Annotated in this window: 30 protein-coding genes; 13 read left to right on the top strand and 17 right to left on the bottom strand. The window is 61.8% G+C overall.

The genetic code is table 11. The features are described 5' to 3' along the window. Positions 1-73: 73 nt before the first annotated feature. From AC1DM5_RS00300 to AC1DM5_RS00285, 4 genes are all read left to right on the top strand, one after another. On the top strand, positions 74-340 hold the full coding sequence (locus AC1DM5_RS00300; protein ID WP_477822215.1) for a DUF1488 family protein: 267 nt from the start codon (positions 74-76) through the stop codon (positions 338-340). 138 nt (positions 341-478) lie between these two features. Beyond that, complete coding sequence (locus tag AC1DM5_RS00295; protein WP_477822216.1) at positions 479-745, top strand: BON domain-containing protein; 267 nt, start codon at positions 479-481, stop codon at positions 743-745. Positions 746-954: 209 nt separating this feature from the next. Further along, positions 955-1,260 (top strand): hypothetical protein, encoded by a 306-nt coding sequence (locus AC1DM5_RS00290; protein ID WP_477822217.1) that lies wholly within the window; start codon positions 955-957, stop codon positions 1,258-1,260. A 137-nt stretch (positions 1,261-1,397) separates the two neighbouring features. Next, the gene (locus AC1DM5_RS00285; RefSeq protein ID WP_477822218.1) at positions 1,398-1,784 is read left to right on the top strand and encodes a GNAT family N-acetyltransferase; all 387 of its coding nucleotides are present in this window, start codon (positions 1,398-1,400) and stop codon (positions 1,782-1,784) included. A gap of 7 nt (positions 1,785-1,791) precedes the next feature. Here AC1DM5_RS00285 and AC1DM5_RS00280 read toward each other — a convergent pair whose 3' ends face one another. The 5 genes from AC1DM5_RS00280 to AC1DM5_RS00260 form a co-directional block, all read right to left on the bottom strand. Continuing rightward, positions 1,792-2,400, bottom strand: coding sequence for an exonuclease domain-containing protein (locus tag AC1DM5_RS00280; RefSeq protein WP_477822219.1), 609 nt, complete (start codon positions 2,398-2,400; stop codon positions 1,792-1,794). A gap of 287 nt (positions 2,401-2,687) precedes the next feature. After that, positions 2,688-3,011: a hypothetical protein gene (locus AC1DM5_RS00275; RefSeq protein ID WP_477974423.1), complete on the bottom strand. Its 324-nt coding sequence runs from the start codon at positions 3,009-3,011 to the stop codon at positions 2,688-2,690. 303 nt (positions 3,012-3,314) lie between these two features. Next, positions 3,315-4,151 (bottom strand): dienelactone hydrolase family protein, encoded by an 837-nt coding sequence (locus AC1DM5_RS00270; protein WP_477823019.1) that lies wholly within the window; start codon positions 4,149-4,151, stop codon positions 3,315-3,317. Between the two features lie 180 nt (positions 4,152-4,331). Next, positions 4,332-4,646: an ATPase inhibitor subunit zeta gene (locus AC1DM5_RS00265; protein WP_477823018.1), complete on the bottom strand. Its 315-nt coding sequence runs from the start codon at positions 4,644-4,646 to the stop codon at positions 4,332-4,334. Then, a complete protein-coding gene (locus tag AC1DM5_RS00260) occupies positions 4,643-4,936 on the bottom strand; it encodes a hypothetical protein (protein ID WP_477823017.1) in 294 nt (97 codons plus the stop codon). Before AC1DM5_RS00260 ends, AC1DM5_RS00265 begins: the two co-directional genes overlap by 4 nt. Before the next feature lie 364 nt (positions 4,937-5,300). Between AC1DM5_RS00260 and AC1DM5_RS00255 the strand changes: the two genes are divergently transcribed. Together AC1DM5_RS00255 and AC1DM5_RS00250 are read left to right on the top strand one after the other, a co-directional pair. Continuing rightward, entirely contained in the window at positions 5,301-5,651 is a 351-nt protein-coding gene (locus tag AC1DM5_RS00255; protein WP_007818485.1) for a hypothetical protein, read from the top strand. Positions 5,652-6,057: 406 nt separating this feature from the next. Continuing rightward, on the top strand, positions 6,058-6,336 hold the full coding sequence (locus AC1DM5_RS00250) for a hypothetical protein (RefSeq protein WP_477823016.1): 279 nt from the start codon (positions 6,058-6,060) through the stop codon (positions 6,334-6,336). Between the two features lie 9 nt (positions 6,337-6,345). On the opposite strand, the gene AC1DM5_RS00245 is transcribed toward AC1DM5_RS00250, so the two are convergent. From AC1DM5_RS00245 to AC1DM5_RS00235, 3 genes are all read right to left on the bottom strand, one after another. Beyond that, positions 6,346-6,561 carry a hypothetical protein gene (locus AC1DM5_RS00245; protein WP_113325484.1) on the bottom strand — a complete coding sequence of 72 codons (216 nt, stop codon included), beginning with the start codon at positions 6,559-6,561 and terminating at the stop codon, positions 6,346-6,348. Positions 6,562-6,704: 143 nt separating this feature from the next. Beyond that, positions 6,705-7,304, bottom strand: a complete 600-nt coding sequence (locus AC1DM5_RS00240) for a J domain-containing protein (RefSeq protein WP_244430578.1) — start codon at positions 7,302-7,304, stop codon at positions 6,705-6,707. A gap of 282 nt (positions 7,305-7,586) precedes the next feature. Continuing rightward, a complete protein-coding gene (locus AC1DM5_RS00235; protein WP_477974421.1) occupies positions 7,587-9,269 on the bottom strand; it encodes an arylsulfatase in 1,683 nt (560 codons plus the stop codon). 912 nt (positions 9,270-10,181) lie between these two features. Between AC1DM5_RS00235 and AC1DM5_RS00230 the strand changes: the two genes are divergently transcribed. After that, positions 10,182-10,394, top strand: a complete 213-nt coding sequence (locus AC1DM5_RS00230) for a cold-shock protein (RefSeq protein ID WP_007818490.1) — start codon at positions 10,182-10,184, stop codon at positions 10,392-10,394. A gap of 263 nt (positions 10,395-10,657) precedes the next feature. Here the strand turns inward: AC1DM5_RS00230 and AC1DM5_RS00225 are convergent, their stop codons facing one another. Then, entirely contained in the window at positions 10,658-11,068 is a 411-nt protein-coding gene (locus AC1DM5_RS00225) for a winged helix-turn-helix transcriptional regulator (protein ID WP_477823015.1), read from the bottom strand. Between the two features lie 48 nt (positions 11,069-11,116). Here AC1DM5_RS00225 and AC1DM5_RS00220 point away from each other — a divergent pair, with 48 nt between their 5' ends. Then, entirely contained in the window at positions 11,117-11,926 is an 810-nt protein-coding gene (locus AC1DM5_RS00220) for an SDR family NAD(P)-dependent oxidoreductase (RefSeq protein ID WP_477823014.1), read from the top strand. An 81-nt stretch (positions 11,927-12,007) separates the two neighbouring features. On the opposite strand, the gene AC1DM5_RS00215 is transcribed toward AC1DM5_RS00220, so the two are convergent. Then, positions 12,008-12,310, bottom strand: coding sequence for a hypothetical protein (locus AC1DM5_RS00215; RefSeq protein ID WP_477823013.1), 303 nt, complete (start codon positions 12,308-12,310; stop codon positions 12,008-12,010). Positions 12,311-12,550: 240 nt separating this feature from the next. Here AC1DM5_RS00215 and AC1DM5_RS00210 point away from each other — a divergent pair, with 240 nt between their 5' ends. After that, entirely contained in the window at positions 12,551-13,042 is a 492-nt protein-coding gene (locus AC1DM5_RS00210; protein WP_477823012.1) for a GNAT family N-acetyltransferase, read from the top strand. Positions 13,043-13,061: 19 nt separating this feature from the next. Here the strand turns inward: AC1DM5_RS00210 and AC1DM5_RS00205 are convergent, their stop codons facing one another. Next, on the bottom strand, positions 13,062-13,955 hold the full coding sequence (locus AC1DM5_RS00205; protein WP_477823011.1) for a LysR family transcriptional regulator: 894 nt from the start codon (positions 13,953-13,955) through the stop codon (positions 13,062-13,064). Positions 13,956-14,109: 154 nt separating this feature from the next. On the opposite strand from AC1DM5_RS00205, the gene AC1DM5_RS00200 reads away from it, so the two are divergent. Beyond that, positions 14,110-14,763, top strand: coding sequence for a hydrolase (locus tag AC1DM5_RS00200; protein ID WP_477823010.1), 654 nt, complete (start codon positions 14,110-14,112; stop codon positions 14,761-14,763). A gap of 145 nt (positions 14,764-14,908) precedes the next feature. On the opposite strand, the gene AC1DM5_RS00195 is transcribed toward AC1DM5_RS00200, so the two are convergent. From AC1DM5_RS00195 to AC1DM5_RS00170, 6 genes are all read right to left on the bottom strand, one after another. Beyond that, positions 14,909-15,361: a hypothetical protein gene (locus tag AC1DM5_RS00195; protein WP_477823009.1), complete on the bottom strand. Its 453-nt coding sequence runs from the start codon at positions 15,359-15,361 to the stop codon at positions 14,909-14,911. A 358-nt stretch (positions 15,362-15,719) separates the two neighbouring features. Then, a complete protein-coding gene (locus AC1DM5_RS00190; protein ID WP_477823008.1) occupies positions 15,720-16,037 on the bottom strand; it encodes a hypothetical protein in 318 nt (105 codons plus the stop codon). Then, complete coding sequence (locus tag AC1DM5_RS00185; protein ID WP_477823007.1) at positions 16,034-16,243, bottom strand: hypothetical protein; 210 nt, start codon at positions 16,241-16,243, stop codon at positions 16,034-16,036. Before AC1DM5_RS00185 ends, AC1DM5_RS00190 begins: the two co-directional genes overlap by 4 nt. Before the next feature lie 86 nt (positions 16,244-16,329). Further along, the gene (locus AC1DM5_RS00180) at positions 16,330-16,884 is read right to left on the bottom strand and encodes an alpha/beta hydrolase (RefSeq protein ID WP_477823006.1); all 555 of its coding nucleotides are present in this window, start codon (positions 16,882-16,884) and stop codon (positions 16,330-16,332) included. Positions 16,885-17,651: 767 nt separating this feature from the next. Next, positions 17,652-18,839: an arabinose transporter gene (locus AC1DM5_RS00175; RefSeq protein WP_477823005.1), complete on the bottom strand. Its 1,188-nt coding sequence runs from the start codon at positions 18,837-18,839 to the stop codon at positions 17,652-17,654. 201 nt (positions 18,840-19,040) lie between these two features. After that, entirely contained in the window at positions 19,041-19,838 is a 798-nt protein-coding gene (locus AC1DM5_RS00170; protein ID WP_477823004.1) for a glycosyltransferase family 25 protein, read from the bottom strand. Positions 19,839-20,056: 218 nt separating this feature from the next. Here AC1DM5_RS00170 and AC1DM5_RS00165 point away from each other — a divergent pair, with 218 nt between their 5' ends. From AC1DM5_RS00165 to AC1DM5_RS00155, 3 genes are all read left to right on the top strand, one after another. Beyond that, the gene (locus AC1DM5_RS00165; RefSeq protein WP_477823003.1) at positions 20,057-20,488 is read left to right on the top strand and encodes a hypothetical protein; all 432 of its coding nucleotides are present in this window, start codon (positions 20,057-20,059) and stop codon (positions 20,486-20,488) included. 454 nt (positions 20,489-20,942) lie between these two features. Further along, entirely contained in the window at positions 20,943-22,871 is a 1,929-nt protein-coding gene (locus AC1DM5_RS00160) for an adenylate/guanylate cyclase domain-containing protein (RefSeq protein ID WP_477823002.1), read from the top strand. A gap of 294 nt (positions 22,872-23,165) precedes the next feature. After that, positions 23,166-23,714 carry a ClbS/DfsB family four-helix bundle protein gene (locus AC1DM5_RS00155; protein ID WP_477823001.1) on the top strand — a complete coding sequence of 183 codons (549 nt, stop codon included), beginning with the start codon at positions 23,166-23,168 and terminating at the stop codon, positions 23,712-23,714. Positions 23,715-23,742 lie beyond the last annotated feature (28 nt).

Here is a 23,742-nt window from a genome sequence, read left to right as displayed (position 1 = left end):
CCGCCTGCATCAGGTGTGGCCGCCTATGAGTCCCCGGCAGGCGCCGGAGGCACCAATTTCTGGAGAAACTGCGATGTCCCTGATTTTCCCCAATAGAAGCCGTAGTTTCGACGAGGGCCGCGATGGGGTTCGTTTCTCCGGCTATGACGGCATGTTCGAGGTGCGGTTTCTGATCGAGGCGAGCGCGCTGCGCTCCATCGCCCAGACGGGCCGCACGGAAGCCGAATGCCTCAGCGCCTTCGATGCGGCGCGCCCCGCCATTCTGGAGGCGGCATCCGGTGTCTACGGCCGCGGCGGCAAGGACCGGTATACGCTGACGGAGAAGGATATCCGCCGCTAGAGCAATCGCGCAACAGTGCGCAGCGGTTTGCGACAACGACATGCGCAAGACAAGAACGTAAAGCGTGGCAGGCGAATCCTGGAGATCGCGACACGCTTCAGTTTCACGCCCGGGATCAACCGGGCACGGAGATGAGACATGTCAGTCGACAGGAAACATCTGAGCGTGGTGGGCAGACGCCCGCGCGCTCACCCCGAAGACGCCGATCTCGAAACGGCTGTCTACGATGCGCTTGCCCATACGGGCGATCTCGACCCCAGCTATATTTTCGTGACGGCGCACGGCAGCGACATCACGCTCGCCGGCTGGGTTTCCGTCAGCGAGGAAATCTCGCTCGCCGAGCAGGTGACCTTGCAAACGCGCGGCGTGCGCAGCGTTCACAACGAGCTGTCGCGGGATCTTTAGCGCACCCATTCGTCTCGGCGCGGCTGCGCGCCGACCTCCGGCAACGCTCGAACGCAGGCCGGAGGCGAGGAGCCCGGCCCCAGCGCCGGGTTCCACGTTGCCGGGCACGTTTCACGTTGCCGGGCACGCACCGCGTTGCCGGGCGCGAGCCGCCCGGTTCCCCCACACGCGACCGATCGCGATCGGCCCACACGACCGACGGATAAGTGATGCGCAAGAAAATCGACGAAATCACCAGACCGGCCCCTTCCCCCACAGGCCGGCACGCCACTGCCAATGAGAACCGCCCTGCCCGAAGCCCCTCAGCAGGCGAGATGATCGCCGAAGCCGAAACCGCCCGGGCCACGCTGGATGCGGACGGCGATGAGGCGGCTGCGGCGGAAAAGCCCGGTGAAGGCCAGGCAGACAACAGGGCGCCGGCGGGCGGCCCGCTTCCGACTATGGAAGAGCTGGAACTGGCCCGTGACGACCACAGCAGAAAGATCGCCGGACGAAAGGCGGATGGGGAAGATTGAGCTGCGCGCGCACGGCGGTTTCGTCGCGCAAGGCAGGCTCGGAAAGCCCGAACCCGCGCGCCAGCATGGCCGAGCGGCTGCATTTTCTGTAGCGTGAATCGACAAAAGCGCCACCGACCAGCCCCGGATAGCCAGCAATGCCAGACATCCGCATCGACCCATTCCCCACGCCCGATGAATTCGCCGCTCTCTGGTCCGCCGCCTGGGATGGCGCGCAAGCGCCGGATCTCGCCCGCATCCTGCCGCGCAGCCTTGCCCATCTCGGCGCCTACCACGAGGGCCGGCTGATCGGCTTCGTCAATGTCGCCTGGGATGGCGGCATCCACGCCTTCATCCTCGATACTTCAGTTCATCCGGATCTCCGCCGGCAGGGTATTGCGACCGCGCTGGTAATGGAGGCGGTGCGGATTGCCCGGGAGCGCGGCGCCGAATGGCTGCATGTCGATTTCGAGCCGCATCTGACCGGCTTTTACCGCGCCTGCGGTTTCAGGCCGACGGAGGCCGGCCTGGTACAGCTGACCTAGGCCTGGGCTACGACAGAAGCGGCCGGTAGCCGCCGCCGGGCTCGCGCCGGGTCAGGAAGAAGTGCAGGAGATTGGCATAGCCGCGCGCATCGTCGATGGCGCGATGCGTGTGCTCGATATTGCCCAGCCATTCGCGCGGATAATGGGCGATATCGCATTCCCACGGCTTGCGGCCCGTCGCACCCGCCACCAGCGACAGGATGCAGAGCGGCGGATGGCGAAACAGGCGATCGGCAATCCACGGCCCTTGGAACAGCGGCCGGCCGCTGAACCGCTTCAGGTAATGATCGAGCCAGGGACCATCGAGCGCCACGGGATGGGCGGCAAAGATCGGCTCGGCCTTGAATTCTTTCACCCAGGCGATGAAGCGGGCCATGACCTCGGCAGCCGGCTCGGGGTTTTCAGTCGCGGCCGCAAAGGCTTGCGGATGGGCCTGCCAGAAGGCCGTCGTCACAGGGTCCTGCCCCGCGCCCTCGAGCGGCTGCAGCACCGCCTCGAACTCGCCGAGAGCCTGGCCGGTCTCGGAAACGGCGACGGAGGCGAAGGACAGCATCGAATGGGTACCCGGTATCGGGCCGTCGAATTCGCAATCGGTGACGATGTAGATATGCGGCACGCGGGTTCTGCTCCCAGGTCTGCTTCGGTGTCGAGGGCAGCATAGCGGGATATTTTCGGGTTGCTATGGGTGGTTTGGGGTGATGGGCGTCGATTGAGGACTTGACGCCTCTCTCTCCTCCGTCATTCCTGTGACAAGCACAGGAATGACGGAGGAGAGGATTGCTAGCGCGCCACCCATCAGCTCCGCTGCGACTACCATCCTGGCAAACCACCCCCACGAGAAAACGCCCGGCCACCCCATGATGACCAGGCGTCCTCAACCCGCGCCGTATCAGGCTCTGGGGATCAATTATTGTGCGCCGCGCAGGCTTCGTCCATCGGGGTGGCGTTGCTGGTGCCACCCTGGGTTTGCAGCTTGCCGGTGCCGGTGCTGCTGGCGGCTTCGCCGTTGCAGTTGAGCTTCTTCATCTTCATGCTGCCCATCTTCGTGCTGCCGGTCTTGGTCTTGTCCGTAACGACAGGCTTCTTCGCGCCCATGCCGGCGCCGCCGCCGGAATCGACGGTGCTCTTGTCCATCGTGTGGGCCGTCGGGGCCGGGTTGGACTGGGCGAAGGCGGATGTGGCCATGCCGAGGGCCAGCAGCGATGCTGCGACAATTTTCATGCGCATTGGTCTTCTCCTGAGAGCATTCGGTTGCTGATCTCTAGTGAACAGCGCGTGGCCAAGATTGTTCCCGGCAATTTTCACCTGCCGCGCTCCCTTCCCCTTTTCAATCTCCGAGCGCGCGCCATCTTAAGCTTCAATCGGTTTCGGCCGGTGACCGCTTCATTCGAAACGGCCAGAGGGGCAAAGGCCGAACACAGAGGCGCAGCGGAAACGAGCCGCCACGCCCGCATTCGACCTCAAGCCCGGAAAACCCCGCCGGGCTTTTTTCCTGCGCCGTCGCGCTTCAGGGCCGCTGGCGCCCCGGCTTCAGTTTGCGAGATACTTCTGCAGGAAGCCACGAATGCTGGCGATCGATTGTTCCGCCGCAGCCGCGTTATATTCCTCCACATGCCCGAACACTGTCTTCGGCGTGGTCACGGCCTCATCATCGAAATCATGACGCGCGCCGGGATAGATATGCAGCTCGACCGGTGGCCCCTTGCCGATGAGCCGCGACACGCGCTGCCGGCAGCGCTCCGCCGGGCTCCAGTCATCGAGATCGCCATTCAGGATCAGCGTCGGCACCGTCGCATCGCTCTCATGCGGCGCGCAGACCGGATAATAGGCAACCGCCGCCCTGAATTTCTCGTCCATCAGCTGCTCATTGCCCTCGATCTTCGTCGCCTCCAGCGTCGCAATCCCACCTGCCGAAAAGCCCATCAGCGCGACGCGCTTGGCATCGACGAAGCCGCTCTTCGTCAGGAAGTCCAGCGCCCCATAGGCATCGAACACCCGATCGGGAAGATAGGTCTTGCAGCTATTCTCGATGTTGCGGGTAGTAAAACTGTCGACCACGAGCGTGACATAACCCCAGGAGACCAGCCGCTCCGGCCAGACCTCTTTCACATGGGCATGAATGCCGCCGCATCCGTGCATCAACACCACAGCCGGAAACGGCCCATCGCCCGGCGGGCGGGTGAGATATCCGATGAGCGGGGTCGCCTGCGGTGATGGCAGCGCTACGCCCTGTTCTTTCGCCTTGCGCTCGCGGAATGGACTTGGCTTGACGGTGGCACTGTCGAAGTGAACCAGCTCGTCGGCATAGGCCTGCGGCACGATGCCCAGGGAGACGACGAGGCAGAAGAGAAACCGCGCGATTTTCACTGAACGACCTCTGGCGGATGCATGGTACGACATTGACACCTTCACCACGCAATTTGGGTGAAGCGACGGTCAAGGCAATGCGGCGGAGAGGCGCATGTTCCGGCGACCGCTGCTGGTATGGAGCGGTGTCACGGTGGGGTGACAGCGATTGCGGTTCAAACAGGCCGATCGCCGAGAAGATCACAGAGGTCGAGCGAGATCCCGCATGGCGGCGGCCGTCAGCGTTTCCATGCGCTCCCTGAGCGCCTTCTCGTCCACATCCTTCCCGGCGGCGCGGATATCCGCAACCATCTTGGCGATCACGCCTTCATCATCGGCTCCGGTCAGCCTGAGATCGATGATCTCGCCGATATAGGCCTCGCTGTCTGTGCCCGTCATGCCGCAGACCCAGCGGGCGAGCAGTCGGTCGCGGCGCGACCGCACCTTGAAAGCCATGTCGGAATCCAGGAAATACATCTGCTCCAGCGCCTTCTCGCGATCTTCGAATACGGTCATGAGGAAAGCCCCCCCGTCGCATTCGTGGTCTCCAGCAGATGGTCGAGAAGTGCGGGCTCGATCCTCACGATCCGGCGCAAGCGGCTGCCTTCCGCAATCGAGGGCAGATGAATGAAGGTTCCGACGCGTCGGTAGGCGATGCGCGAAAGCCCTTCGATCGGCTCCTCATCCTGCACGATCTTGTAATCACCGGCCGGATGGATCTCACCAACGAGATCGGGCAGCGTGAAGGAGGCGGAGAAATGGACGATGGTGTTGGTTGTGCGTGTTGACGATGCGTAGGCTGACATGGTGACAGGCTCCAGGTGAAGGCGGTTGACCGCAGCCGGGTGAAAGCCTCATCGGGCTACGGCATCGGTCTGGCAATCGGAATTCGGAAGCGTGGCTGCCTTCTAAGTCTCTGACACCGGCGAGAGCCATATGGCCAAACGACGACCGGATATCATTGCGCCCCAATTGAGTCGCGATTAGGACGAAAATATAAAACAGCAGTTTTATCGAGTTTTTACACTCATATCCAAAGAATTTTTTAAATATAATTGAACAATTACAACAGAAATATCAAATAAAATAATAAACAAAACGCAGATTTTTTATTGTGTTATTATTTAAGAACGCGAAATCGCGTGCTTTTTTTAAAGATTGGAATTCGTGATGCAAAATATAACATGGCTTCGCCCCGGCCTGTGGGGCGCCGTGTGCGGCGCGGCCGCATTGGCGATTGTGGGTTTCAGCTGGGGAGGCTGGGTGACCAGCGGCAGCGCCCAGAAGGCGGCCGGCATCGAGCGCACCTCGGCGATCGCCGCCGCGCTGACACCCTACTGCCTCGACCGCGCCAAGAGCGATCCGGCCTCGGCGCAGATCATGGCCGAGCTGAACGCAGCCGGCACCTATGGACGCAGCGACATCATCAAGAAGGCCGGCTGGGCTACGCCGCTCGGCACCACCGAACCGAACGCGGACCTTGCGCAGGCCTGCCAGATCGCTCTTGGAAAGCCGAGCTGAGCGTTTCGCCCCCGCAAAAACGAGGCCGGCGAGAAATCCCCGGCCGCTTGCCCCACCGACCGCTCACCCAGGCCACCCGCTCGCCAATCCTTCCCGGAGGATGATCATGTACAGACAGAAATTCGCCTGCGCCATGAGCGCAACGATCTCTGGCTGCGATCAGGCGCCATGACCGTCAATCCCCGTCCGGCAGCGGCAGACCGCTGAGACCATGGGGATACCCGCCTTCGATAGCGATACGGCACGCCAAGCAGCGCCGGCGCAGGAGCGATGAAGGGCGGCGGCTTCAAGACACGAACAGGAGGCATGCAACATGCCTGGAAACACACCCGACAAACCTGCCTCTCATAGGGATGGAAGGCATCACAACGCCAATGCGAAGCGCCCGGCAAGGAGCCCCTCGGCCGTGGAACTGATCGCCCAGGCCACCGCTGCCCGCGCCACCCTGAACGGCCACCAGCCCGGACCGTCAGACAAGGCTCCGGCCGGCAATGATCTTCCGACAATCAAAGAACTCGAGGAAGCGCGCGACGACCACAAAAAGAAGATCGCCACCGAGAGAGAAGCCGACGGGAGAGCACGCGAAGCCCACAAGAAAGCCCGCGCGGCTGATGGGAAAGACCAAAAATCCAAAGAAGAAACCGAGGCGCGAGCAATCCGCGCCCGGTGGAGGCCCGCGGCATGAACGGCAGGCTCAGCGCTGCAGCCGGATCGCCGCCTGGATCAGATCCTGATGGAAGCGATGGTTGCGCAGATCCTCGGTCATCGTGACCAGCCTTTCCCGCGCCAGCCCCGCCGGCTCTCCCCGCGTAAGCATCCCGTCGATCAGGATCTCCTGCGCCGAAATCATCTGCCGGTCGGCAACCACTTGCCGGCGCGCAACGTCCAGATCCTTCAGGGAATAGGTCATGGATAATCATATCACATGCCGGACATGCTGTACGGAAATCCGTTGGGCTCACGCCCCTGCCATCCGGGTGGCTACAGCATCGGCCCGAAAATCGGAATCATGCGCGCGAGCAAGGCCGGATGATCTCCTGCGGTGAGGTTCCCCTACTCCGCAGCCTCTCCGCGCTGCGGCTCCACCGCATCCACCTCTTCCAGCGGCGCCAGAACCTCCACCTCATACGAGTAGCCCTCGAGCATCGTATAGGTATGCTCGATCGTCTGGATCTGCTTTTCAGTCTTGCGGATGGCGTCGGCGATGGCTTCGCTGCGGGCGCGCAGCATGGAGCCGAGCACGTCGGTTTCCGGGCGGCGGCCGAGGCGGTCTATGTGTTTGCGCACGCGGGCGCGGTGGCGTTCGAGCTCCAGGATGTGGAAGCGGCTCTTGACGATATCGTCCGACAGTTTGCGGCGCATGGCTGCGACCGGGTCGAAGCTGCCGGGTTCGCGCTCGTCGAGGATCACCTCGTTGACGAGTGATTCCAGCATAAGGACACCTTCGAGATCCTTGGGGTCGGCCAGTTGCGGATCGTAGCCCGTATCATCGTAGACGCGCCGGCGCACGGGATCCTGCAGGAGTTCGTAGGCGATCTGCAGCCGGTTGAAATGATCGGTGTCGCCGCCGGCATCCGGATGCGCGCCCTTGGCGGCCTTGCGCCAGGCAAGCCTGATCGCCTCGCCATTGGCGTCACGCTCCAGTCCAAGCATGGCATAGGGATCGATCACGCCGGCACTTCCTTCATTCACTGCTTCGTCCCTCCGAGACCTACCGGCTGGCTCGCGCCGCATCAAGCCCCGAAACACCCTGCCATAATTGCGGCCGCTCGGGACGAAATTGTGGAACGGGGTAGATTTTCCCACAGGCAAGGGGTTAACGGGTGCGATTTCTGCTGCGCTGGTCGGCGATAGAGTGGAGGATAGGGCTGAACCCAGGCAAAAGAACAAACGGGCAGCCCTTCCAGGCCACCCGTCGTCTCGACCCTTTCTCGATCAGTTGCCTGGCTTGTTCTTGATCGCCGCGTCTATTTGCCTCTTCACAGCATCCAGGTTGAAGGAGGCCGGATCCTGCATTGGCGGATAGTCAACCGCCGTAAGAGCGAGTTTGGCGACTTCCTGCTGAACACTGACGAAGCGCCAGAATTCGCGAGCAAAGAAGTCATTCATGTAGCCCCCACCCAGGTCATTGAGGCTTTGTTCGCCAATCGACGGTGTTCGCTCGAAGGGATCCTGACGGATATTGACCATGGTGGGCATATCAGTCGTTACCTTCGCACCGGGCCAACCCTGCGGCTGTTGAAAGAACTGAAACTTGAAATCGTCGAGGCGTACGGCACCCAGAGCAGGGCCACCGAAGTAGAAAAATTCATGACGTGCGGACGGTGAATTGCCCTCCAGCAGGTCCAGCTGGTTGTAGCCATCGAGGTGGTTCTTGTAGGTCACGTCACCCAGCTTCACGCCCTTGAGCAACTGGTCGGTGATGTTGGGATTGCCGGCCGCCGCCACCAGCGTGGGGAACCAATCCAGAGCGGAGAAAATACCGTTCTCGACAGTGCCCGGCTTGACCCTGCCCGGCCAGCGGATGATAGCGGGTGCGCGGAAGCCGCCCTCCATCACAGTACCCTTGGTGCCCTTGAACGGGGTCATGCCACCGTCAGGCCAGGTGAATACTTCTGCGCCATTGTCGGTCGTGAAGACGACGATGGTGTTGTCGGTCTCGCCCGCGTCCTCCACGCATTTCAGGATGGCACCGACGCTGTCGTCCAGTTGCGCCATACCGGCTTCTTCGAGACCATAATTGGTCTCGCTGTTCATCAAAGCCTGGTACTTGGGAGACAGGAACGTCCAGACGTGCATGCGCGTCGTGTTATGCCAGACAAAGAACGGCTTTCCTTCGGTCTTGGCCTTGTCCATGAAGTCGCAGGAAGCCTTGACCAGCACTTCGTCGAACGTTCCCATGTCGTACTTGGCCTTGGGCGTTATGTCATGCATGTTCGGCACGTTGGACATATCCGGGTATGGCGCCAGCGGGCCTTCGTCGATGATCCGCTGCTTGCCGATCTTGCCCCAGCGCGGCTGCTGGGTCGCGTCATCAGTATCAGTGGCAAAGCTGTGCACCAAATCGCGCGGCCCGACTTTGTCACGGTAGGACTGGTCATTCGGGAAGGAATACCAGTAGGGGTCCGACATCGCATCGAGGTGGTACAGGTACCCGAAGAACTCATCAAAGCCATGGAGCGTTGGCAGAAACTTGTTCAAATCGCCGAGGTGGTTCTTGCCAAACTGGCCCGTGGCGTAGCCCTCGGTTTTGAGGACGGCGGCGATGGTTGCAGCCTTGTCCGGCATACCCACATCCGCGCCCGCCTGACCGACAGTCGTCAGGCCAGTGCGCAATGGGATTTCACCGGTGATGAAACTCGCCCGGCCGGCAGTGCAACTCGCCTCGGCATAATAGTCGGTGAACAGCATGCCACCGGACGCCAGCTTGTCGAGGTTCGGCGTCTTCCCGGACATGATGCCCCGGTGATAGGCACCGATGTTGAACCAACCAACATCGTCGCCCATGATCACAAGGATGTTGGGCTTTGACTGCTGCTGCGCGACTGCCGGTGCACCCAGTGCGGTTGCGCACGCGGAAGCCAGCAGACCAAAGCAAAGGTTTCTCATGGCACTCATGGTGTATCCTCCGTTGAGTTTGCTCGTTGCTCGGCCCCATTGGCACTGCCTCCTAGAGCAGAAGGATGCCCATCCTCTCGGCCGAAGACGATCTGATGTTGTGACAGTTCGCGGCATGGTGTTGTGGGAAGTCGGGTATGTTGGCTGAATGAATGCCGCGCTGATTATTCGCCATAGAGTGGCGACAGGCGTACCCGCTATCGAAGCGTCGATGGCTAGCAATGAAATACTTGCCCTGGCGTCTGCCGAGGTGTCAGCAGTCGCCTTGACTGATAATCGCACATTTTTACCTTCGCCACCAGATTGAAGGCTCTCGTCGCCACACTTCGATGATCGGGACCGCCCACGTCATGGCCGCTTTGGGCGCAAAATGGCCGCTGGAACCGCCGTGAAGCGGCTTGTGGCATTTGCTGCATCATACCGCCTTTCTCCACCCTTCTCTCCGCACGCTGATAAACGGGATTCCAGGGGAAACGGGAGCCCGTCAGCCGGAAGACGCAGCCCGCCGCCTTCAGGTTGCAAATCTCGCCTCGTCCCGTATTGGCACAACCTTGCAAGGCTCTGCTAATCTTCTGCCAACCATTTGAATCATCACCCATTCTCGCAACCGCGAAAGACATGCCACAATATTGCCGCTTGCTTTTTGCCCGAAATGCTGGCACCAACTGCAACACTCGGGCATTTCGCATGCCGGTGACTGGACTGAAGTGGTAATGCCCTTTCGGAGCGCCAACTCCGGTAGGGCGGTATGGGTGACACCCATGCGCGTAGATGTTCTTTCCCCGTACGTGACGTCTCGACTGACCCTTCGCGCCGGGCTCCAGGGCCGAAACGCGAAAGCTAAAGCCGTCCGCCTCCCCACCGCCGGGGGTGCGGATAAACTAACTACCAATGGGAAAAGGACTATCCCCCATGGCCACTAAGGGCACCGTAAAATTCTTCAACCAGGACAAGGGTTTTGGTTTCATCACGCCGGAAGGCGGCGCGAAGGACGTTTTCGTCCACATCTCCGCTCTCCAGGCTTCTGGCATCCAGTCGCTCCGCGAAGGTCAGCAGGTTTCTTTCGACACCGAGCCGGATCGCATGGGCAAGGGCCCGAAGGCTGTCAACATCCAGGCCTTCTGATCTGATTCAGGTCTTTCTGCGTTAAGCAGGCGACGGCGCTCCGCAAGGGGCGCCGTTTTGCTTTTGGGGGGACGTGAAAGGTACAGACCCCGCCCGTGCCTCGAAAAAAGACCCCTCCCCAACCCCTCCCTACAGGTGGGAGGGGCTTCTCGTGGCACCGCCTCACTCCTCCCGAAACATCGGGGATTTGGAAAGCGGGTGCGGCAGGTTAAGTCCCTCCCCCTTGTGGGGAGGGGTTGGGGAGGGGTTTTCACCACATCCTCTCAGCAATCATCCTTTGCCCCCTGAGCGGCTGGAACAGTGCCCGCATACCCCCTCGAAAATTCCCGCGCTGCCATCAGCACCGGCATCAGCGCCCTTCCCGCCTCCGCCAGCTGATATTCCACACGCGGCGGCTGCTCGCCGAAATCCCGCCGTTCGACAAGCCCGTCCTGCTCCAGCTCCCGCAGATGCTGGGTCAGCATCTTCTGCGAAATGCCCGGCATGTCCCGCTTCAATTTCAGGGTGCGCATCGAGGGCTCGGCGAAGAGCCGGAACAGGATCGGCAGCTTCCAGCGCCCGCTAATCATTTTGAGCACCCGCGTCACATGCGCGACGGAGCCGTCAGGCCCGAGGCAGACGGAGCGTTCTTCCTGTTCTACAGGCACTTTTAAGTGCGTAATTGTGTCGAGCATCGTCCTGTTCTTCTGTGCTTTCCTCCACTCCAAGATAGGAACACCGCGATGGATTTGAAACTCGACGGCAAGACGGCGCTTGTTACCGGCAGCAGCAAGGGCATAGGCGAAGCGATCGCCAGAGGGCTCGCCCGCGAGAAGGCCACCGTCATCGTCCACGGCCGTGACAGGGCCGAAACGGAGCGCGTGGCCCGTGAGATCATTGCCGAAGGCGGCCGCGCCCATGCGGTGACCGGCGACCTCACTATCGATGACGAGGTGGAGCGCCTGATCGACGAGGCACAGGCGCTTGCCGGCCGAATCGACATCCTCGTCAACAATGCCGGCGGCTCGGGCGAGCCGGAGGACTGGGCAAACAGCCGCCCCGCCTCCTGGGTCGCAGCTTACGACCGCAATGTCCTGGCCGCCGTGAGGGTGACCACAAGGCTGCTGCCTGACATGCGCGAGGCGGGCTTCGGCCGCGTCATCAATATTTCAAGCCTCGCTGGCCTGATGCCGCCTGCCGGCAGGCCTGATTACTCCGCCTGCAAGGCCGCCATGAACGCCATGACCTCTTCCATGGCCAAGGCGGTGGCGGCCGAGGGCGTGACCGTCAATACGATTTCGCCGGGCACGATCCGCAGCGCCCGCCTGGACGCCCGCTTCCGCGAGGTGGCGGGTGAGCGCGGCGTGGCTGCGGATGCCGCATGGGAGACGATCGAACAGGCGGTGCTGCCGCTCTTCGCCGAGGTGCCGCTTGGCCGGGTGGGAACGCTGGACGAAATCGCCGACGCCGTCTCCTTTCTCGTCAGCCCGCGTGCGGGATATATTACGGGCGTGAATCTCAGGGTCGATGGCGGGATGCTGCCGGCGATTTAGCGTGGGTACAGCAGGAGACCGGAATTCGACAGCAGCGCCAGCGGCCGAAGGAAGTTCGTGGCCGCTTCGCGCCATTTGCGGTCATTCGCGAGGAAGCTTTTCTACAATTTCTTGAAACTGCGCAGCAGTAAATCCCGTAAGCGTCGGCATCTCCCAGTCAAAAAATGACTTGTTAGAGATCGCATGAAGGATCAGCAGTCGCACGCCGTGCATTTCCTCTGGCGTGAGGCCAGGATTTGGCACCACCGACCTTAATTCCGCGGCGATTTTCTCGGCGGCCTTTCGAGGTGATGGTCCTAGAAGGATGACATCGTCGTCTCGTTCCAGCTCCTTCAAAGCACCGATGATAGTCTGAATGATTGTCGTGTTATAAGGTTCGTTCACTTTGGCGGCCTGTCAGCAGTGAAATTTGGACAGAGAGTCCATAACAGCCACAGCACCTGTGACAACCAAAAGTCCGCAATGGGCCGAGGGCGGTCATTGCGCGACTTCTCCTTCGCGCCAAAAGCGGACGAACCACGCAGTGACCAGGAGCGGCGAAACGATACAATCAGGAAATATAGGTGGCACGGTTTGCCTCCCGACAAAAGCTGCGCAAGCGAACCGACGGATAAGGGGGCCTTCATGTCTCAGCAGATCAAGACCAACGAGCGCGACGACGCCTTTGCGGTGCGGCGCACCGTCTTTATGGACGAGCAGGGCTATGAAAATGAGTTCGACAGCATCGACGACAACCCTGCCTGCGTGCACGTGACGCTCTATATCGATGGCGAGCTGGCGGGGTGCTCCCGCTTGTTCCCCGAGCCACTGAAGCGCGCACTTTCGCCCGAGAGCCCACACTCGCCCATATGCGCGTTCGACGAGGGCGTGACGGCAGGGGAAACGTACCTGCTGGGCCGTGTAGCCGTAATGCCGGCGTTTCGCCGCCGGGGTTTGGCGAGTGTGATCATCGCCGCGAGCGACGAGGCCGCGCGCGAGGCCGGCGCCAAACTGGTGAAGCTGCATGCCCAGGAATACGCGCACGATCTCTATGCCAAGCAGGGCTATAGGCAGATCAGCGATGTCGATTACGAGGACGAGGGCAAGCCGCACCTTTGGATGGCCAAGCGGCTGTGATCGCGGTCAGTTCCCTGCCTCAGCGACCTTCGTCCGCAGGGTCATGCGCCTGTTGGAAACAGTCGATCAGCATGTCGGTCAGCACGCGCACCTTCCGCGCGGGATACTGACCTGGCGGGCGTATGACATAGACGCCTGCCGGAGGGGGCGGATGGCGTGGCATGACCGGAACCAGCGCGCCGGAGGCGACATGATCATCGATGACGCCATCGGGAATCCAGGCGATGCCTAGCCCTTTCAAAGCAGCCGCAAGCAGAGCCAAGGCGTTGTCGGCCTTGAAGCGCCCCCGCGGGTAAACAGTGACAATCTCCTCGCCATCCATGAATTGCCAGGCCTCCGTTCCCTGCATGAGGGCCTCGTGGGTGGCGAGATCCTCCGGCTTTTCGGGGGCCCCATGCGCCCTGATATAATCGGGGCTTGCGACCAGCTTCCCGTAGATCGGCCCGACGCGCCTCGCGATCATGTTGGAATCCTGCAGATAGCCGACGCGGATCGCGCAATCAAAACCCTCGGCGATGAGATCGACGAAACGATCGCTATAGACGGTCTGGAGCTGGAGCTGCGGGTGGCGCTGCGCCATGTCCGCGAGCACGGGCGCGAAGTGGGTCGGGCCGAAGGACAGCGGAACGGCCACTCTCAGGCGGCCGCGAAGATCGCCGGCGGGTAGGATCGTTTCCCGGGCGATGTCGATCTCGGCACAGACCCTCGCCGCATGATCCCGAAAGGTTATCCCAGCCTCCGTGAGAGCCGCGCCGCGGGTCGTACGTGCCAGAAGCTGGACGCCGAGGTCCGCTTCGAGCCGGGCGAGCCGCCGGCTGACGATCGACTTGGTGACGCCCAGCCGGCGCGCAGCGGGCGAAACACCCCCAGCATCGGCGACCTCGACGAATGTCCTGAGCTCTTCGATATCCATTTTAGCGTTCCCCGTTGCGCGACACAGCATGGCAGAAGCGAGCACTACCGTATCGCAAAGGGGAATGACAATGTCCCGCGCGGAGGCGGCGCGGCTGCCAGCGCAGGTCTTTCGTCGAACCAAACTCAAACAGACGGCAGCAGAGGATCCCTTCATGACCTTTCGTAATGGCCTTGCTTCGCTTCTTCGTCCCGAAGATTCGGTACTCGTGCTGATCGACCACCAGCCTTACCAGCTTGCGAACCTGAACAGTCACGAACCTCAGATGGTCGTCAACAATGCGACGGCCCTGGCGAAGGCCGCCAAGGCTTTCGGCGTCCCCACCATCCTGACCAGCGTGGTCGCTGCTCGTGGCGGTCTCATCTTCCCGCAGATTACCGATGTGTTTCCCGGCCAGGAGGTGATCGACCGGACGTTCATCAACACCTGGGAGGACCAGAAGGTTGTGGATGCGGTCAAGGCGACGGGCCGCAAGCAGCTGATCATCGCTGGTCTATGGACCGAGATCTGCGTCGCCATGCCGGTAATCCAGGCCCTCGGCGAAGGCTGGGATGTAACTGTCATCACCGATGCATCGGGCGCCGTTTCGGTCGAGGCCCACGCGGTCGCCATCCAGCGCATGATTGCGGCCGGCGCGAACATGATGACATGGCTGGCGCTGGCCGCCGAATGGCAGCGCGACTGGGCCCGTCTCGAAACTGCGGGCAAGATGACGGACGTGCTAGTGCAGCACGCGGCCGGCAGCGGCATCGCCTATCTGTGGGAACAGCAGCTGCTCAACACGCCGGTGCCAGGCACCGCAGGCTGATCTGGGCGGGGATGACGACAATCTTGAACGAAGCGATGCGAAAGTTCATCGCTTATCCAGGCTCGTCATCCCCACCAGTTGGACGCGAAGGTTCGATGTTTCGTTAGGCCGAAAGGCGTCATCCGTAGATTGACCACCCTCGCATTCATTCCCCACCCAGATAGGTCCCGATATACTCCCCCCGCTTCCAGACCTCGGCGCACAGCCGGGCCTCGACACCCCCGGATGTCACCGGGCGAAGACACAGCATGCAGTCGGCAATCACCTCCCCCGGCTGCAGGATCGCCTCAATAGTGGCTACCTCCTGCGCGATATCAGTGCAATCAGCCATCGCCAGCAGTTGCCGCTCCGCCACCCTTGCGGCTTCATGCAGTTTGCGCCTGAGCGCAACAAGCACCGCATCGTCGTCGCCGGCCGGCGCTTGCTGCATCGTGCCGCCACCCGCCTCGATCCGCGCAAGCAACAGCTCGATGCTGCGGCCGAGATCGTCACCAGCCGCCAGCCGCGTCCGCCATGCCTCGACCGCCCGCCTGCACCGCGCACGTTCCCGGCCGATCGCCGAAGCAATTGCCATCAGGTCTTCGGGAATATCCTTCAAGAACGCCACCCATTGGGCGCAAGAATGGCTGGCGTTTCTGCCGGCTGGAAGCATGCCGCCGAGCGGTGATAAACATCATCGGACACAGCAGATAGAGCTGCGATCCACCGTGATAGCGTCTCGTGTGCGAATGCCTTGATGGTAGTGATGTCGCTCCTTTCGAGCGGGCAGGCATGCATGTAAAACTCTCCTGTTGGATATCGCCGCCGTCATAGGGTTGTACCTGCCAATGCCGGCAACAATCAAGGAAATTATTCCTATCATCGATCACGATCCATATCAGACGAGACTTTTCAGGGACCGGGAACTCGCGAAAGCAAACAAAGATAGGTTTATGTTCCGCATCGGCACACGGCGCTCAGGCTGCCTCGCTGTGGCGCTCCACGAGCTCGGCCCATTCCATTGCCGCGTGGCGGCCGAGAACCGTCTTGTCGTTCCCGATGACGGCGGCGATGCGCCGGAAGAGTTCGTCGGCAAAGGGCGCGGGTCTGCCGGATTCGGTATTGCCGGTCGGGTGCAGCACCGTGCCCTCGGCAAGATGGATCCTCTCGACGCTGAACCCCTCATGATCACCCGAGAGTTCTGCCGAGCAGCATAGCAGCAGGCCATTATCGTTCCGGCCGAGGATGGGGATGACGAGTTCATCGAAATCGAACCGCAGGCTGAAGGCGTTCATCGGCCGATAACCTCCTGCTGGAGGCGCTCCGCACGGATGAGCTGAGCCTCATAGCGGCCGGCGAGCGAGAGCACGAAGCCGGCGGCGAGGAGGAGGCCGGCAAGCGGCTGGAGCCTGCCGATGGCATCGAGGCGGCGGACGCCCGGCATCAGCGCAGGCGCGCGGAAAGGCGCCTCGCCCCTTGCTTCAAAATATCTCGATATCATGCGGCAACTCCTGCATCGGCTTTGATTTCAGCGATGCGGGAAGATGCGATGCCAATGGTTGAGTGGTGGAATGGCGGCCGGCGGGCCTATGCGGCCAGCGAGCGTATATCCTTGGCCACGTCGGCGAGATCATTGTCGAGCTGGTGATCGCGCCCCGGCAGCGAGCAGAGGACAGCATCCGGGATCGCCCTGGCGTAAGCCTCGATATGGGCAAAGGGCACGGTGTCATCCTCGCTGCCGTGATAGATGAGCACGGGCAGCCCCTCCGGCAGGCTTTCGGAAAAGTCATCGCGCCCGGCGATCTCATCGCTCTCCCATCCGCCGGCCCCCATGAAGGGCGGCGCGATGAGGATGACGGCGCCGGGCTCGAATGCCGGCCACTCTTCGGCAAGCGTGTGGAGAAGCACCGTGCCGCCGAAGGAATGGCCGATCAGGATGGCGCCGTCTTCGAGGGTCTGGAACTCGGTGACGACTGCGGCTTTCCAGGCCTGATAATGCGGGTCCGCTTCATCGGGCATGCGGGGGTAGCGGATAGCATAGGCCTCGCCGAGTTCGCGGGCGAGGCTGTCGACGAGCTTGTTGTCCCACTGGTCGTGGGTGGTATCGCCGGCGCCCTGGATGAAGAGGATCTGTGTTGGCATGGGTAATGTTCCCGGTTGTGACCGTCAGGGAGATGGGTCGTTACGGGAACAGGGCAAGAGCCTCGCCCCCTGCTTCGGCCCCCCCAAGGAGGGAGATTGACGAGGGCGGAATTCGCCAGCAGATGCCACCAACCTTGGTGGATGCGCTCAGAACAGCTTTGCGCCAGAACCGAGCAAGCGCGTGCAGATCGTGGGTCTCACCTTCCAGGCACTATCGCCTTCCACCGATGCGGCGCATATCCACAACGCGGCCATCACGCTGCCGTATGGAAATCTCGAACCGGCTGTTGCCTCTCCGGGCACGATAAACGAAGAAACGACCACGGCAATCGATCCGCCTGACGTCCCTGAAACCGCGACTGCGGAGCAGCCTCTCGCCCTGACTACAGGTAATCCCTCTGCCTCTGTTGAGATTGGTGCCAACGCTGATGGAGATCTGGGTCTGTGCGCTTGCTTCAGTCGGCACGGATATAGATGAGACTGACAGGCCGACAGCCAGCGCGAGTGACAGAAACAACGATGATCTGGACAAGGCATCCTCCCTTGGGTAACGGGGTCTGAATACACCATGCTCGTTTGCCGGCGGAATTATACAACCGTGGGGATAGGAGCGATAGAGGGTCGCGTCAGTACGAGCCGTCTCCGCTGCCCATTCGGTTAACCAAAGGCATATTGAGGACCGGCCAGGACGGTTCGAGACCCGTGGCGCGACCCCCGGCAGAACGGAGGGGGTACTTCCGGCACACACCCTCCTCATCCATGCACCCTCACCCCGCAGCAACCACCTTCCCTCGCTTCAACACGACAGCGATCACAAACCCGCAAACCGCCGTCGCCCCACCGACGAGAAACACGCTGCCATAGCCCGCCCGATCCGCCAGCACGCCCGCCAGCGGCCCGGTCAGCCCGTAGGCCAGATCCTGAAAGGCCGAAAATCCCCCGAGCGCCGTGCCGCGCAGATGCGGTGCCACGAGATGCACGACTTCTCGCCCCATGGCGGGAAAGATCATCGAGCAGCCGAGGCCGGTCATGAAGGCGCCGATCAGCGCGACGGTGGGATCGCCGGCACTCCAGATCAGCAACTGGCCGATAGCCTCGACCGCGAGTGACACGACGGCGACCGCCAGCCCGCCATAGCGATCCGGCAGGTGGCCGAAGAGCAGGCGCACCAGCACGAAGCCGCAGCCGAAGGCAGTCAGGCCGAGGCCGGCATGATCCCAGCCGAGATCGCGGAAATAGAGGGTGAAGAAGGAGCCGATTGCGGCAAAGCCCATGCCCTGCAGGCAGACGATCAACCCATGCACCCAGATGCGGCCGATGACGGCGGCAAGCGGCGGGCGCTCCCTGCCCGGATGGGTGGCAACGGCGGGCACGCTGCGGATTGCGGCAAGCCCCAGCAAGGGCAGCACCGCGCTGACAGCCATCGTGCCGGCAAAGCCGAGATGATCGAGCAACAGCAGCCCAACAGGCCCGCCAAGGCCGAGCGCGCCGTAGATCGCCGCACCGATGAGCGCCAGCACCCGGCCGGAACGCTGCGGCCCGACAAGCCCGATACCCCAGGCAATGACGCCGACGGCGACGAGGCTTTCACCAAGCCCGATCAAAAGCCGCCCGGCAACGAGAATGGCGAAGGCCACAGCCGGCGCCTGCAGCGAGAGCCCCGCGGCAAGCGAGATCAGCGCGCCCGCAACATAGAAAAGCAGGCCGCGCTGCACGGCAAGCTTGGCGCCCCTGCCATCCGCAAGCCCGCCGGCATAGCTGCGGGTGAGGATGGTAGCGAGAAAGGCAATGCCGACGCCAAGGCCCGCCCAGCCATTGCCGAGGCCAAGCGCGCCGGTCACGAACACGGGCACGACCGGAAGGGCAATCGCAACGCAGAGATAGGAGATGAAGAGGATCGCGGTCAGCAGGTAAAGCCGGGCCTGCTCGCGATCACCAGTAAGACGGAAAGCCATGAAAACCTCCTGGCTATTCCCTCGTCCGACGGGCACAAAAAAACGCACTCCGACCGGCGAGGATCGATAAGTGCGTTGCTTGACGTCAAACGCTTACGGCCAGCGGACTGGCATGGGCTGGGAAATACGGGATATGTGGAGGAGTGTCAACGGTGGGATTGGGACACTCCGTCGCCCCTCACATCAGCACCAAGCGGCCACCTAAGCCGATTTCATCGCACCTGCATTGAACCTGGAGCGATCGACGAGAACATCCCTCTTCTGCCCCCACAACAGGCCGGCAACGAGGTTTCTCGCCTTGATGCTTTCGAGCTCCAGCCGGCGCAACTGCTTGCGCACCTTGCTGAGCGGCAGGAAGACCAGATCCTTTTCCGGGCGCACGAAATCTGCACTCTCGCCCTCACCCTCCAGAAACCGCTGCTGGATGACGGGCGCCGGCTCGATCTGGTAGGCGGCAAGCCAGGAGCGGTGCCAGAAATGCGCATCGATCAGCGAATAGGTGGTGGTTTCCGCAAGCATGCGTTTTGCCGCCTCAGGGCCGATGACATAACCGGCCAGCCCCACGCGGTTCTGATAGACGCGGGTCGCGCCAAAACGGCCGGCCTCGTCCTGCCATGCGCGCTTGCGGTTGAGGATATGGCGACGCGGGGCGAATTCGAGATCGTAGACGCTGTTCCACGCATCGTTGCGGGCTTCGATATTGGCGAGGACAGCGGTGATGTCGTCTGACAGCACCGCATCGTCTTCGAGGATGAGCATCTTCGCGCCATGCGCGATCACCGCCTGCCAGGCCTTGCGGTGGGACAGGAAGCAACCGATATCCTGCCGCCGCGTCGGGCTCGGCCAGTTGCTGGCAGCCGTCTGGCATTCCTCGGCCGTGAGATCGGCAGCTTCGAATGCGTCGAGAAACTCGAAGGACAGGCCGAGTGCGGCCAGCTGCCGGATCTGGAAGCTCCGCCGAACCTCCTCTGCCTTGCGGCTGATGATCAAAATTCTCAAGTGAACTCCCTGGCGCCCTACGCCTGCCCTGTCAGCGCAAGCATATAACCGTGTTCCGATGCGAGCAAAAGTGCGGAATTCGCCAGGGTCCGGACTCACAGCAAGCCGGCGGCGGGGCAGACGGCAACCCCTTGCCCAGAGGCCCAAAGCAGCGAATTGCTAGGAGAGGAGATAGCGAGTAGAATCCCAAAGGTTAATTCGACCATAGGGAGTGGGCAATGAGCAGACTGTTGATACTGTCGGCTGGTGCCATCCTGGCACTAACGTCCGTGGCGTCCGCTGCGCCGGCTATGCAACCTCTAAAGATTTCTAAGGAATGCAGCCAGTACAGCGGCGATACCCCGAGCTTCTGCACCATTACGGAATCGAACCTCGCGGCGATCCCCGCGGGCACCAAGATCTTTTACTATGGGCCGGTGACCGGCAGTCCCCTTTTCGGCAGTAGCACGACGGTTATTGCCGTCGGTAACGGAGACACTGCGGTCGGGTACTGCGTCACCTACGACACCGCCAGCCCGATGCAAGGAACCTGCGCGTTCCATGCCGGCAGCGGAACGCTTGCCGGGTTCCAGGCGGTCGTCAAGGTGACGGTCGACGACAAGCAGATCTATCACTGGGACGGGGGCTATCTACTTGGCGCCGCCAAGTGAGAACGAATGAAATACTGCTCTCGTCGGCTGTTTGCCGTGAATTCCTGCCCTGGCTCATAACCAGCAGGTGACAGTGGCGGCGAGGCAGACGGCCGCAAGGAAGTTCATCGCAGATCGATCCTACCGGGTGCCGCTGATCACCCGGCAGCCATCGACTGCTGCTTGCCGCGCATGTCGGTAGGCAGCAGCGCCTGCAGCCGCGAAAACTTCTCCTCCGTGAGCCAGAAACAATTCCGATTCATCTTTGGTCTCCCCTTGGAGACCGTGAATCATGGAACCGCCGTCAACGGAATCCTCTTTATGGGTCGGGGCCATAACAGATGCCACCGGCCGAAGCGAGTTCATGGCCGCTTTGCGCCGCAAGCGAACATGCCGTTCTGGCGGTGTGCTGGTTGCGCTGCTTCCGTGGGTGTAGACTGCCGCCACTGTTGCATGTTCATGCAAGGCAACGATGATGAGTACCCCCGCATTCGACCGGAAGCTGCTCGCGATCCTGGCGGCGGATATGGTAGGCTACTCGAAGGCGATGGAGGCCGATGAGGCCGGCACCATCAGGCGACTGAAGGCCATCCGCGCCGACCTGATCAATCCCGCCATTTCTGAGCGCCACGGCACCGTTATCAAGCTGATGGGCGACGGCACGCTTGTCGCCTTCGACAGCGTGGTCGACGCGGTTGCCTGCGCCGCGGAGTTCCAGAATAGCGTGGCGGCGCGCAACGCCGACCTGCCGGAGCCTGAGCGCATCATCTTCCGCGTCGGGATCAATCTAGGCGATGTGGCCCTGGTGGATGGCGATCTCTACGGGGATGGGGTGAATGTTGCCGCGCGGCTGGAGCAGTTGGCGGAGCCTGGCGGCGTGATGGTGTCGGGTACGGCATACGATCACCTCCAGGGCAAACTCGACTGGCCGCTCGATTTCGCCGGCGAGCAGCAGGTCAAGAACATCAGCCGCCCGGTGCGGATGTATCGGCTGAGGCTCGACGGCAAACGGGCGCGTCGCCCGCTTCTCGGAATGATACCGCACTGGGCCGGGACGGCTGCGGCGGCAATCGTTACGCTTGCTCTGGCGGGCGGCGGGGTCTGGTGGTTTTTGCAGCCCGAACCGTTGAGCGGCAAGCCGTCGGTGGCGGTGCTGCCCTTCGACAATTTTGGCGGCGACGAGGCGAGCGGGCGTCTGGCCGATGGCCTGACGGAGGACATCATCACCGACCTCGCGCGCTTTCCCGAATTCGAGGTGGTGGCGCGCAATTCGACGGAAGTTTTTAAAGGCAAGCCGGTGGATGCCCGCCAGGTCGCAACTGCGCTCCATGTCGGCTTTGTATTGGAAGGCTCGATCCAGCGGCAGAGTGGCCGGGTACGGATCACAGCACAGTTGATCGATGCAAAAACCGGCCACCATCTTTGGTCGGAGAATTGGGACCGGCCCGCCGAAGACGTGTTCGCCGTTCAGACCGAAATCGCCGAGCAGGTCGCCAACCGTCTCGGCGGCGGCGTGGGACTGATTCAGGCGGCCGGCCGGGCTGCGGCCAAACGGAAACGGCCCGAAAACCTGAATGCCTATGATTATTATCTGCTCGGGTCCGAGAAGATTGAAAATCTCACCAAGGCAGATGCGGAAGAGGCTATCACGTTTCTCGACCGCGCTGTCGAGCTGGACCCGGGGCTCGCACGGGCCTGGGTGGAACTTTACCATGCCCATGATCTAATGGGCGTGTTTGGCGTCGATCCCGAGAGCAACCGCAAGGCGGCTGCCGATGTGGCCGAACGCGCGGTGCGGCTTGATCCGAGCGACGCGGAAGCACATGCGGTGTTTGGTATGAGCCTTGCCAACAAGGGCGACATGGGCCGCGCCAAGTCTGAGCTGGACACGGCCCTTCGTCTGGCTCCCGGTTCGTCCGAAATCCTGACTTTTTATACCGGCTTTGCCGCACGCTTCGGTGAACCCGAACGCGGCGCTCAAATGGTCGACCAGGTCATGCGGCTCGATCCGAACTATCCGATGTGGACGTCCAACTTCTTCTCACCTGCCTATTTCATGGCGGGCCGGTATGAGGACGCGGTGAAGATGCTGGAGCGCATGACCCCCAACAATTACCAGAAGTGGACCTGGGTGGTGCGCAGCAGTTCCCTCGCGGCACTGGGTCGAACCGACGAGGCGAATGCTTCGGCCAGAGAAGCTCTCAAGCAGCACCCGGACCTGACTGTGGAGAGCATGATCAATGAACCCGGCCTAAGCTCAATAGAGCGCAGCCGGTTCATTGAGACGATGCCGTTAGCCGGCTTCCCGGCATGCGCCAAGCCCGAGGCGCTGGCGAAACTCGCCAAACCCGTGCGACTGCCGGAATGCGAGGCGGCGAAGGCGGACCCTATCGCGCAGCCATAGAACAGCCCTGTGCAACGCGCTTGCGAGGCACTGATCGCCCCCGGTACCAGCGAGCACCCGCAACATTAGTCCTGCGCCGGCCGCCACGTGACAGGCAGAATTTAGCACCGAGTTGTTCTCCTGTGAATCCGGGCAGCCGGCTCTTGGCAGATAGGCGCATCCGTGGAATGTTCTACTTATGTTCAAATTGAAGGGTGTGTCATGGATGGACTGCAGGCTTTTATTCTGGAAGCAAAAGCGGCGACATATGTCGGAGGCGGCAGCCCATCACCGGGACGACACAGGTAGAAAAATATGGCTGTCCCTCAGAACAAAGATGAACTGCTCAAAGCGATAAATTCAAACTTCGACAAGCTGTTGAAAGACCTGCGCAACGTCCCGCTGTCGATGGTTGATGAACGCAGCATGGAGGGCCACGCCAAGGGCACGGAGATGAGCTTTGCGAACCTCGCCGCCTATCTGGTTGGGTGGAACGAGTTGGTGCTGAAATGGCTCGGCCGGGACGCGGCCAGTGAGCCTATCGACTTCCCTGAAACCGGCTTCAACTGGAACGAGCTGGGCCGGCTCGCCGAGAAATTCTATCACGACTATCAGGCGGTCCCCTATCCACAGCTGCTTGACCGGCTGGAAGCGGCCAAGGGCCGAATTGTTTCGGAGGTCGAGACCCGCCGCGACGACGATCTCTATGGCCGCCCTTGGTATGAGAAATGGACGATGGGGCGCATGATTCAGTTCAACACGTCATCGCCCTACGCCAATGCGCGTGGCCGATTACGGAAGTGGTTGAAAACGAAAAGCATGTCGCGCAATTCCGGAAATTTGCGACAAGGTCAGCACCACTGAACTCTCAGGAAATTTCTATCGCAAAACC

It is taken from the genome of Rhizobium sp. 01T437, from assembly GCF_056398505.1.
This window is presented reverse-complemented; position numbering and strand designations above follow the sequence as displayed.